This is a genomic window from Bacillus sp. CHD6a, from assembly GCF_001293645.1.
Classification (GTDB): domain Bacteria; phylum Bacillota; class Bacilli; order Bacillales; family Bacillaceae_I; genus Sutcliffiella_A.
Window position 1 is genome coordinate 284,744 of sequence record NZ_LBMD01000003.1, and the last position, 11,587, is coordinate 296,330.

9 protein-coding genes are annotated in these 11,587 nt (G+C 45.5%); 2 read left to right on the forward strand and 7 right to left on the reverse strand.

The annotated features are described in order from the left end of the window. Nucleotides 1-205: 205 nt before the first annotated feature. The 4 genes from AAV98_RS05945 to AAV98_RS05960 form a co-directional block, all read right to left on the reverse strand. On the reverse strand, nucleotides 206-1,342 hold the full coding sequence (locus tag AAV98_RS05945) for an acyl-CoA dehydrogenase (RefSeq protein ID WP_060664645.1): 1,137 nt from the start codon (nucleotides 1,340-1,342) through the stop codon (nucleotides 206-208). Between the two features lie 60 nt (nucleotides 1,343-1,402). Next, nucleotides 1,403-2,257, reverse strand: a complete 855-nt coding sequence (locus AAV98_RS05950) for a 3-hydroxybutyryl-CoA dehydrogenase (RefSeq protein ID WP_060664646.1) — start codon at nucleotides 2,255-2,257, stop codon at nucleotides 1,403-1,405. A 27-nt stretch (nucleotides 2,258-2,284) separates the two neighbouring features. Further along, a complete protein-coding gene (locus tag AAV98_RS05955; protein ID WP_060664647.1) occupies nucleotides 2,285-3,463 on the reverse strand; it encodes an acetyl-CoA C-acetyltransferase in 1,179 nt (392 codons plus the stop codon). 634 nt (nucleotides 3,464-4,097) lie between these two features. Continuing rightward, nucleotides 4,098-6,215: a heterodisulfide reductase-related iron-sulfur binding cluster gene (locus AAV98_RS05960; protein WP_060664662.1), complete on the reverse strand. Its 2,118-nt coding sequence runs from the start codon at nucleotides 6,213-6,215 to the stop codon at nucleotides 4,098-4,100. A 266-nt stretch (nucleotides 6,216-6,481) separates the two neighbouring features. Here AAV98_RS05960 and cls point away from each other — a divergent pair, with 266 nt between their 5' ends. Both cls and uvsE read left to right on the forward strand, forming a co-directional pair. Continuing rightward, a complete protein-coding gene (gene cls, locus AAV98_RS05965; protein ID WP_060664648.1) occupies nucleotides 6,482-7,687 on the forward strand; it encodes a cardiolipin synthase in 1,206 nt (401 codons plus the stop codon). Nucleotides 7,688-7,726: 39 nt separating this feature from the next. Continuing rightward, entirely contained in the window at nucleotides 7,727-8,680 is a 954-nt protein-coding gene (gene uvsE / locus AAV98_RS05970; protein ID WP_060664649.1) for a UV DNA damage repair endonuclease UvsE, read from the forward strand. 71 nt (nucleotides 8,681-8,751) lie between these two features. Here the strand turns inward: uvsE and AAV98_RS05975 are convergent, their stop codons facing one another. The 3 genes from AAV98_RS05975 to AAV98_RS05985 form a co-directional block, all read right to left on the reverse strand. Further along, nucleotides 8,752-8,928: a XapX domain-containing protein gene (locus AAV98_RS05975; protein WP_010197488.1), complete on the reverse strand. Its 177-nt coding sequence runs from the start codon at nucleotides 8,926-8,928 to the stop codon at nucleotides 8,752-8,754. A gap of 93 nt (nucleotides 8,929-9,021) precedes the next feature. Next, a complete protein-coding gene (gene argS / locus AAV98_RS05980; RefSeq protein ID WP_060664650.1) occupies nucleotides 9,022-10,692 on the reverse strand; it encodes an arginine--tRNA ligase in 1,671 nt (556 codons plus the stop codon). After that, on the reverse strand, nucleotides 10,689-11,144 hold the full coding sequence (locus AAV98_RS05985) for a DUF1934 domain-containing protein (RefSeq protein ID WP_060664651.1): 456 nt from the start codon (nucleotides 11,142-11,144) through the stop codon (nucleotides 10,689-10,691). Before AAV98_RS05985 ends, argS begins: the two co-directional genes overlap by 4 nt. Nucleotides 11,145-11,587: the final 443 nt, after the last annotated feature.

Here is an 11,587-nt window from a genome sequence, read left to right on the forward strand (position 1 = left end):
ATGGGAGGTTCGGCCATTTGAGAAATTGGTTCGGACACTTTCGGTGAAACTTCGGCCAACTTTGCCGAATCTTCGGTCAACTTCCTGAAAACTTTGGACAACTTTCGAAAATCTTCGGACATTTGGCCGCGAACAGCTCGTGAAAAAGCAAAAATCACACACTATCACTCGCTAAAGCCCACTAATCTTTCAAAACAGTCCCCTATCAGTTCATCAAATGCTTCCCAATCACCATTCTCTGAATCTCACTCGTTCCCTCGTAAATCTCACAAACCTTCGCGTCACGGAAATAGCGCTCGACTGGATAATCCTTCGTATAACCGTAACCGCCGAATACCTGAACGGCCTCTATCGCCACGTTCATCGCTGTCTGTGAGGCAAAAAGCTTCGCCATCGATGCTTCCTTCCCGCAAGGCTTGCCCAAAGCACGCAAGTTGGCCGCTCGGTACGTTAACAACCTCGCGCCTTCCACAGCCGTCGCCATGTCTGCTAGTTTAAAAGAAACACCTTGTTGTGCTGCGATTGGCTTCCCGAACTGGACTCGCTCTTTTGCATAGGCTGTAGCCGCCTGCACTGCCGCTTCTGCAATACCAAGGGACTGCGCCGCAATACCGATTCTGCCGACATCAAGATTCGCCATCGCTATTTTAAAGCCTTCCCCTTCTGCACCAAGAAGGTTTTCCACAGGAACCTTCGCATCCTCAAACGTCAGTTGGACCGTTTTTGAACCGTGCAATCCCATTTTGTGCTCATCTTTTCCAATGACAAATCCTGGAGTATCCTTTTCCACGATAAATGCGGAAACCCCTTTGGATCCAAGTTCCGGATTTGTCGAAGCAAACACAATGTACGTGTCCGCTTCCCCGCCGTTTGTGATGAACACCTTTGCTCCATTCAACACATAGTGGTCCCCTTGCTTAACAGCACGTGTTTTCAAACTCCCTGCATCCGACCCTGCACTCGGCTCCGTTAAACAGAATGCTCCAAGATACTCGCCAGACGCAAGCTTTGTCACATACTTTTGCTTCTGCTCTTCTGTGCCAAAATAAAGAATTGGATTCGTCCCAACAGAGGTGTGTACGGACAGGATTACCCCTACCGTTGCGCTCACACGGGAAAGTTCATTGATGGCGATGATGTAGGATGGAAAGTCCATGCCCGCTCCGCCGTATTCTTCCGGTATGGTCATTCCCATTAAGCCAAGGTCCGCCATTTTCCGCAAAATCTCACGTGGGAACTCGCCCTCTTCCATTTTTTCCACGAAAGGTGCAATCTCGGTTTCTGCAAAATCACGCACCATTTTCCGCACCATTTCCTGCTCTTCTGTAAAACGTAAATTCATGCTATTCGTCCCCTCTCCTGCTGTCTTAAAAAATACCCCTTTGTCTCACGCAGCCCATTCTTACGTCTCGTACGTATAAAATCCACGGCCAGTCTTGCGGCCCAGCCAACCAGCTTTTACATATTTTCTTAACAACGGACACGGACGATATTTGTCATCACCAAAGCCTTCATGCAACGTTTCCATAATGTACAGACATGTATCAAGCCCAATAAAATCTGCTAGCGTCAACGGCCCCATCGGATGGTTCATGCCAAGTTTCATGACTTCATCAATTGCTTCCGGTGTTGCCACGCCTTCATACACCGTGAAAATGGCTTCATTGATCATCGGCATCAACACACGGTTAGAAACGAATCCCGGAAAATCGTTCACTTCCACCGGTACCTTGGATAGCTTTTTCGTCATATCTTCAATTGCGCCATACACTTCGTCTGCTGTCTGCAAACCGCGAATGATTTCTACCAGTTTCATCACAGGTACAGGATTCATAAAGTGCATCCCAATTACCTTTTCCGGTCTAGACGTTGCTGCAGCAATCTCCGTGATTGGAAGTGAAGATGTATTGGTCGCTAAAATGGTGTGATCCGGAGCGTGTTGATCAAGCTCTGCGAAAATTTTCTTTTTGATGTCCATGTTTTCCACTGCCGCTTCGATGACGATGTCGACATGTTTGGCATCTTCAAGGGTAGTGGTTGACTTTAGGCGACCAAGTACAGCTGCTTTCTCATCCTCTGTCATACGCCCTTTATCCACGGATCTGCTCAAATTTTTCGTAATGCCTGCAAGCCCTCGCTCCAAAAATTCCTGCTTCAAATCATTCATATATACGTCATACCCTGCCATCGCACAAACCTGCGCGATGCCTGAGCCCATCTGTCCTGCTCCAATTACCATTACTTTTTGAATTGTCATGTTCTGATTCCTCCTAAAAGTTTTCGCTTATACTTGAATCAACATTGCATCGCCCTGTCCGCCGCCTGAGCAGATAGAAGCAATTCCAAGCCCGCCGCCGCGGCGCTTCAGTTCATGTATCAATGAAACGATGATACGTGCTCCACTTGCCCCAATCGGATGTCCAAGTGCTACCGCTCCGCCGTTTACATTCACCTTCTCCAGATCCAGTCCTGCTAGATTGGCAGATGCAAGGGATACCGCTGCAAAAGCTTCGTTTATCTCAAAAAGGTCTATCTCTTCCAGCTTGGTTCCTGTTTTCTTTAAGAGTTCGGTGATGACTAGTCCCGGAGTTTTCGGGAAATCCTTTGCTTCCACTGCGATGGAGGCATGACCAAGAATGGTTGCAAGCACTTCTTTCCCTTCTTTTACAGCTCGGTCCTCGCTCATTAACACAAGCGCACTTGCTCCGTCATTCACGCCTGGCGCGTTTCCTGCGGTAATTGTTCCGTCATGGTCGAAAGCCGGTCTTAATGAAGCAAGTTTCTCTATGGATGTATCTTTTCGAGGTGACTCATCCTTGCTAACAACAATCGGGTCCCCTTTTCGTTGCGGTACAGAAACTGGGACGATTTCATCTGTAAAATAACCCTTCTCTGTTGCTTCAATGGCACGCTGATGACTTCTGAAAGCCCATGCATCTTGGTCTTCACGGCTGATCTCCATTTCCTTTGCGACACTGTTTCCGTAGGTTCCCATGTGAACGCCTGTGAAGGTACACGTAAGTCCGTCATGCACCATCATGTCTTGTACGGTGCTGTCCCCCATGCGAAGTCCCCATCTTGCTTTTGGAAGCATGTATGGCGCGTTGCTCATGGATTCCATTCCACCTGCGACGATGACTTCTTCTTCACCGGAACGGATTAGGATGTCGCCTAGTGTGACGCTGCGCATGCCGGATGCGCATACTTTGTTAATGGTTTCGGTGCGCACTTCCCATGGCAGGCCTGCTTTTTGGGAGGCTTGGCGGGATGGAAGTTGACCTTGGCCGCCTTGAAGGACGGTGCCCATGATGACTTCGCCTACTTGGTCACCGGATAGGTTTGCTCTGTTTAGTGCTTCTTTGATGGCAACTGCTCCTAGGTCTGAGGCTGATAGGGTGCTTAATCCTCCTGCGAAACGGCCGATTGGTGTGCGGACTCCACTAACGATTACTGTTTTTCCCATGGGTGATTTCCTCCTTTTTATTTAGAAAAAATTTGCGCTTACTCCCAGTTGCTTTGCGTTCCAGGTGTTCGCTTTCCGCGGGACGGTGTTTGAGCCTCCTCGGCTTCGCCTGTGGGGTCTCACCCAACCATTATCCCCCCGCAGGAGTCTCACACCTTGCACTCCAAGCAACTGGGTAAGTTTTCATAACTTATATAATCTTTTTCACACCCTCATCGATTTCCGTTGCGGGGGTTCGCTTTCCACGGGCGGTCCGGAAGCCTCCTCACTTCGTTGCGGGGTCTTCCCTGTCCCTTCCTCCCGTAGGAGTCTCACCCCCTCCACTACAATCAATAAGGGGATATTCTACAAACAATTTGTTACCGCTTACAATTATTATTCTTTTAAAACTGAACGGTCGCTCAGTTTTGGTGAAAAGCATATGGTGCACGCAGTAGACTACGTACACCTTGTATGCTGGTTCTATTATTTTATTAGTATCTTAGCTGGTGATTGGAGCATAGGGCGCAGACTCCGACGGGAAGTAGCGTATAGTGGAGACCCCGCGGGCTTGCCGAGGAGGTTCCACATGCGCCCTCTGGATAAGCGAAGCCCGATGCGTAAAATCAACAGCGGTGTTTAATCCATCTTCCTATTAGGATACTAATTCTTGTTTTTCGCCGATGACGGAGCGCTCTAGTAGTTCCGCTACGTCGTATGTGCCGACGTTTTCTTCCACTTCTTTTGCTTTCGTTCCGTCAGAAAGCATAGTTAAGCAGTAAGGACAGCCGGAGCTGATGACGCTTGGTGCGACTTCGAGTGCTTGTTCGGTACGGGCGACGTTGACGCGTGTGCCTGTGTCTTCTTCCATCCACATGAGTCCTCCGCCGGCTCCACAGCACATTCCCGTTTCGCGGCTGCGGTTCATTTCGACCACTTTGACGCCTGGGATGGCTTTCAGGATGTCACGAGGCGGCTCGTAGACTTCGTTGTATCTTCCGAGGTAGCAGGAATCGTGATACGTGATGGTTTCTTTTACCTCGTGTACTGGTGTCAGCTTACCTTCTTTTACAAGGTCGGCTAAGACTTCTGTATGGTGATAGACTTCGGCTTCCAGCCCGAAATCAGGGTACTCGTTTTTAAAAATGTTGTAAGCGTGCGGGTCGATGGTGACGATTTTTTTGACTTCGTTTTTCTCGAATTCCGCAATATTGCTTGTTGCAAGCTCTTGGAATAAAAATTCGTTCCCTAGACGGCGCGGTGTATCTCCGGAGTTTTTCTCCTTGTTGCCGAGGATTGCGAATTTCACGCCAGCTTCGTTCAATAATTTTGCAAAAGAGATGGCGATTTTCTGAGAACGATTGTCGAAAGATCCCATGGACCCTACCCAGAACAGGTACTCAAACTCTTCGCCTGCTTTTTTCATTTCTTTTACCGTCGGAATGCTTACTTCTGGTGCTGCATCGCGCCAGTTTTCGCGTTCTTTACGGTTTAGCCCCCAAGGATTTCCTTGGCGTTCAATGTTGGTCATCGCGCGCTGTGCATCGGCATCCATTTTTCCTTCTGTAAGAACCAAATAACGACGAAGGTCGATGATTTTATCCACATGCTCGTTCATTACCGGACATTGGTCCTCACAGTTACGACAGGTCGTACATGCCCAGATCTCTTCTTCTGTGATAACATCGCCGATCAGGCTCGGACTGTATTCGATTGTTGCCGCGCTTTCTTGTGCCCCTTTTCCTGCAGCTCCCATCATGGCAAGCTGATTTCCGTGCGTGTTGTTGAACGCATATGTTGGTACCCAAGGGGATTTAGACGTAATGGCCGCTCCCTTGTCAGTCAGGTGATCACGAATTTTGATAATCAAATCCATCGGTGACAGCATTTTTCCTGTTCCTGTTGCCGGACACATGTTGGTACAGCGTCCACATTCTACACAGGCGTACATATCGATCAATTGGTATTGGGTGAAGTCTTCTACTTTTCCGACACCAAATGTTTCTTGTGTTTCGTCTTCAAAATTAATTTTCTCAAGCTTTCCTGGATTTGTTGTACGGTGGAAAAATACATTCGCAGGTCCTGCAATCAAATGAGCGTGCTTGGATTGCGGTACGTAAACCAGGAAGGTTAATAGGAATAACAGGTGAATCCACCAGCCGACATAGAATAATGCAATGGCAGCTGTTTCATTAATCCAGCTGAACATGAGTGCGAATAAGGATGCTACCGGCTCACTCCATGTTAAGCCATGGTCATGCCAGATAAGCCCCATTCCGTTTGAAAATAAAACAGAAAGCATCAATCCGCCGATAAATAGTAGGACAAGTCCTGATTTAAAGCCTCTTTTTAAACGGACTAACTTTTCCACATAGCGGCGGTGGAAGGCCCAAACAACTGCAACTAGAATCATTAGCGTTACTAACTCTTGGAAAAACGTAAAGGCTGGATATAATGGTCCAAGCGGCAAATGCGCGTTTGGAGCAAGCCCTTTGATAATCAAGTCCAGCGCCCCAAGCTGAACCATTAAAAAGCCATAGAAGAACATGACATGGATAATCCCACTTTTCTTATCCTTCAATAATTTTTTCTGGCCAAAAACATTGACCCAAACTTTGTCTAATCGTTCTTTCACTTTGTTGTCGAATTCAACTTTTTTCCCAAGTTTGATGAATTGAATCCTTGTTCTGATTAAGTAAACAAATAGCGATAATGCGTAAGCGGTTACAATTATCGTTAAAATCCAATTGGCAATTAACAAACCGTTACTCACATCTCCCACTCCTTTCGTGTCCCCTTTTACTGTTGGCCGTTTACGTGTTTTTTTTCTACGAAAGAGCCTCAATGTTTGGAAAGAATATAATTTTCAGAACTTTAGTAATTTACCTATATCTTATAACTGAATGAGCATTCAGTCAACACATTTAGTTTAAATATTGGCTTTATTTTTCGACGAATTAGGGTATGGGTAATTAGTTATAGGATAAGAACGCAGGAATACGTAAAAACTAAATGGACGTGTTTTTGGGAGGGAAAAGGATGGAGATTGCATTATTCATTATCGGGGCGATTGTACTTGTGTTTGCTTGGTTGGCACTTGATTTATATCTCGGGAGAAAAAAGCATTTGAAAGAAATTAAAAGGTTGAAGTTTCCGAAAAGGCAGAGTGAGATTCTCCTCTATGCTGATGGCAACTTGCTGTATAAGGATTTATTTCACGATATGCGTCATGCCACCAATCACATTCATTCCCTCTTTTACATGGTAAGAAACGATCATGCGAGCAATGAATTTCTGTCCATTTTAAAAGATAAAGCTGATCAGGGGTTGGAGGTTCGTCTCCTTCTTGATTATTTCGGATCTTTTGATGTAAAAAAAGAAACAATAAAAGACCTTGAACAGCACGGTATCGAAGTAGAGGTTTATCATAAGCCTGCATTCCCATTCTTTTTTTTCAGTATTAATCAGCGAAACCACCGCAAAATTACAGTGATTGACGGGAAAATCGGATTTGTTGGTGGATTCAATATTGGAAAAGAATATTTGGGGCAGGATCCGGAGTTTGGTGTTTGGCGCGATTACCACTTGAAAATTGAGGGGGAAGGTGTTCAGGACCTTCAGTCTCAGTTTATCCAGAACTGGGAGCAAGCCGGCGATCTTCCATCTAGTGAGTGGGGTAAAAGGTATTATCCGGAGCTTCGGAAAGGACCCATCACACACAAACTCGTACCAACGAATGGCGGCCATTTGACGGAAACGTTTTTTAAACTAATTCAAAAAGCGGAAACATCCATCATCATTTGTACTCCCTACTTTATACCAAGTGAACCATTGTTGGATGAGTTACTAGACGCTATCGGCCGCGGCGTAAAGGTAACAATACTTGTACCTGCAAAAGCGGACCATGCGCTGGTGATGGATGCTGCGTTCCCTTATTTCGCAACGCTTATTGAAGCAGGTGCCGAAGTTTATCGCTTCTATCTTGGGTTTTATCATGCGAAAGTTCTCGTGATTGATGACCACACTTGTGATATTGGGACTGCCAACTTTGATAAACGCAGCCTCTTTTTGAACAATGAAATAAATTGTTTAATTTTTGATAAAGAGTTTGTGCACAAGACCGTTCAGGAGATTCATAAGGACATGCACAATTCGGAGAAGTTGACGCTTGAGTTTATCCGAAACAGAACTTGGATGGATAAAGGAAAAGAAAAGCTTTCCAAGATTATTGCGCCGTTGTTGTAAGATGTGGCATGGTAAGCTGTTGAAAAGGAGTCTGGTGTTATGCGTATTCGCTTTGGTTTTGTATCACAGTCTTGGACGTTGTGGGAGGCATCCCCTGCCCGCTCGTTAACCTATACTCGGTATAAGCAGTTGAGTGATGCGGAAAAAAAAGACAAGTTATTGGCCGTCACCCGTGAAAATTTACGGAACACTTTGAGGACGATCTATTTTTGCATCGCACATGAAATTCAAGTCTTCCGCTTTTCCTCCTCCATCGTTCCGCTTGCCACCCATCCTGATGTAAAATTGGACTTTGTTCGTGAGTTCGGTGATGAATTTAAGGAGATTGGCGACTTGGTCAAGCGGTATGGCATGCGTTCAAGTTTCCACCCCAACCAATTCACATTGTTTACGAGTGATAAACCGCATATTACTGAAAATGCGGTGATTGATATGGTGTACCATTATGAAATGTTGAAAGCAATGGGGTTAGAGGATGAGGGTACGATCAATATTCATGTTGGTGGTGCTTATGGAAACAAAGAGCTTGCAGTGGAGAGGTTTCGTGAGAATATTATGTCGTTACCAAATGAGGTAAGGGCACGGATGACGCTGGAGAACGATGATAAGACTTACACAACAGAGGAAACATTGGTATTGTGCGAGGAGCTTGGGATTCCGCTTGCATTCGATTACCATCATGAGTATGCTAATCCAAGTTCTGTGTCATGGGAGGAATTGTTGCCACGTGTATATGGAACGTGGCAAGACATTGGCATCATTCCCAAGGTACATATCTCCTCCCCTATATCGGAAAAGAAATTGAGACACCATGCGGACTTTGTCGATCTGCAATTTATCATGGAATTTTTGAAAGTGGCAGTCGACATGGGGCAGGATGTGGACTTTATGGTAGAAGCAAAACGAAAAGATGAAGCCGCACTGCAACTATGCGAAGAAATTGCCAAAATTCGAGGCGTGAAACGTTTGAATGGCGGCGCGGTGGAGTGGTGAAGAGATAAAGAAGTAAAGAGGGGTCTGACCCTCACCGCTCTAAAGCGGTGAAGGATCAGCCCCCTCTCTTTTTAGTTGCTTGATTGAAAGATAGGTGCTACCCAGGTGAATAGGCGGTAGCCGAGGTATATACCGACGATTCCTACGATGCCGGAGAATACTGGCGGTGCTGGGATTGGCAGGCGGAACAGCGCAAAGAGGAATCCTACGACCATGCCTGTTGCCAGTGCTAATAAACTTTCTTTCATTGTTGAAAAACTCCCTTGTTGTTTTTATCTTATGTTGTTATTTTGGCCAAAAGAAAGCTCTCTACTCTTATTAATAGTAGAGAGCTTTTGGTCTTACATTTTCTCTGGTGCTGAAACTCCAATCAACTTAAGTGCATCTTGAAGCGTGATTTGAACGGCTTTCATCAAACCAAGTCGTGCTCTGGATTTTTCTTGGTTGTCAGGGTCTAATACTTTTTCCGCATTATAGAAACTGTGAAGTGCGGAAGCAAGTTCAAATGTATAGTTTGTAATACGGTGAGGGATGCGTTTTTCTGCCGCTTCCGCTACCGCAAGTGGGTATTCCCCAAGCTTTTTCAAAAGGTCAATCTCTTTTTCAGACGAGATGTGTTCTAGCGCAAAGTCCCCTTCTAGGCTTAGAGCTTGCTCTCCCCCTTGACGAAGCATGCTGCAAATACGAGCGTGCGCATATTGTGCGTAGAATACAGGATTTTCATTGGATTGAGATACGGCTAAGTCCATATCAAAATCTAAATGCGTATCGCCTGAACGCATCGCAAAGAAATAACGTACCGCATCCAAGCCCACTTCTTCCATCAAGTCGCGCATGGTTACGGCTTTCCCCGTACGTTTACTCATTTTCATTTTTTCCCCGTTTTGGAAAAGGTGAACAAGCTGGATGATCTCCACTTCGAGTGCATTTTTCCCGTATCCAAGCGCTTCAATAGCAGCCTTCATACGAGGGATATAGCCGTGATGGTCTGCTCCCCAGATATTGATCAGCTTATCATGGCCACGTTTTAGTTTATCCTGATGGTACGCGATGTCAGGAGTTAAATACGTGTAAGATCCGTCATTTTTTATTAGTACACGGTTTTTGTCATCGCCGAATTCTGTAGAACGGAACCACGTTGCTCCTTCTTCTTCGTAGATGTGGCCCTGTTCACGAAGGGTTGCCATTGCATCGTCAATTTTCCCGTTATTATATAGCGAAGTTTCAGAGTACCAAACGTCAAAACGGACACGGAACTCTTCTAAGTCCTGTTGCAATTTTTTCATTTCGTATTTTAAGCCGTACTCACGGAAAAAGCTGCGGCGGTCTTCTTCAGATTCATGGACGAAGCGGTCACCAAACTCTTCTGCGATTGCCTGGCCGATCCCAATGATGTCTTTTCCATGATAGCCGTCTTCCGGCATTTCTTTGTCTTGGCCAAGTGCTTGGAAATAGCGTGCCTCAACAGAAAGTGCCAAGTTGTTAATTTGGTTACCCGCGTCGTTGATGTAATATTCGCGTGTTACATCGTAGCCTGCCTTGTCGAGTACATTACATAGAGAATCTCCCACTGCCGCACCACGAGCATGTCCAAGGTGAAGGTCGCCTGTAGGATTTGCTGATACGAACTCGACATTAATTTTTTCCCCGTTTCCGACATTTGAACGACCATATTCGGAGCCTGCTTTTAGGATTGTCGGAATCAAGTCCGTAAGATAAGCATTGTTCATGTAAAAGTTGATGAATCCTGGTCCAGCAATATCGATTTTTTCGATAGATGCCTTTGATTGATCAAAATTTTTCACAATTTCTTCCGCGATCATCCGTGGTGCTTTTTTCGCTACGCGTGCAAGCTGCATCGCCATGTTTGTGGAATAGTCCCCATTTGCTTTATCCTTTGGTGTTTCAAGCACAACAGCTGGAATTTGATCCTCTGTTGCCAAGCCTGCTTTAAGAACGGAAGCCTTAATTTCTTCTTTCAGGCGTTCTTGTACTTGTTCTACTATATTCATCTTGCCTGTTCCTCCTCGTAGTTGATTGTTATCAAGTATTGACCGGTAATCTGATCTTGAACCTTCAATTTATAATCAAGCTGCAAACAGCCTCGTTTCTTATCTGGATCTTTCATCAAGACTACTTTTTCGGTTTCCGTTTCAAACTGAAACCTTGCTCCACCGCCCTGGTAACTACCATCTGTCGTTTCACCGGCACGGAAGGATTGCAACATATTGATGTCCCCTGAGCGCTTCAGACGTACTTCTTTGTCTGTAATTTTATAAAAACAATCGACCTTCTCTTTGCCTTCAAGTTCTTCTGAGAAGACGATGTATTCTGAATCACCTTTTATGTAGTATTGACCATCTGCTCCAAACACAACAAATTCCCTGTCATTATCCGCATTAATTATTTCCGATTGGAACGTCACCTTTATCGGCATTTTTAAGTGATTTTGATTGTCTGCCATCTGGCCCCACATCCTTTTATCTTTAACGCTTACTGGTTCGCGTCGACTTTTCTATAACCTTCATAGTATAAAACAAGTAGGGTGTGGAGTTCAATAGAGGATGTTGGTGGGCAGTGGAAAATTGGCGGGTTTTTGTGTTGTGGGGGGTTGGGGGGTGCGATCAGGAGTTCTATTGGACAGTTTCCCTTAATTTCCTTGGACTTTGGGTGTATAGAGGCGGTCTTTTGGACAGTTTGCCTTGATTTCCTTGGACTTTGGGCGTAGAGAAGCGGTCTATTAGACAGTTTCCCTTGATTTCCTTGGACTTCGGGTGTACAGAGGCGGTCTTTTGGACAGTTTACCTTGATTTCCTAGGACTTCGGGCGTAGAGAAGCGGTCTATTGGACAGTTTACCTTGATTTCCTTGGACTTCGGGCGTAGAGAAGCGGTCTATTGGACAGTTT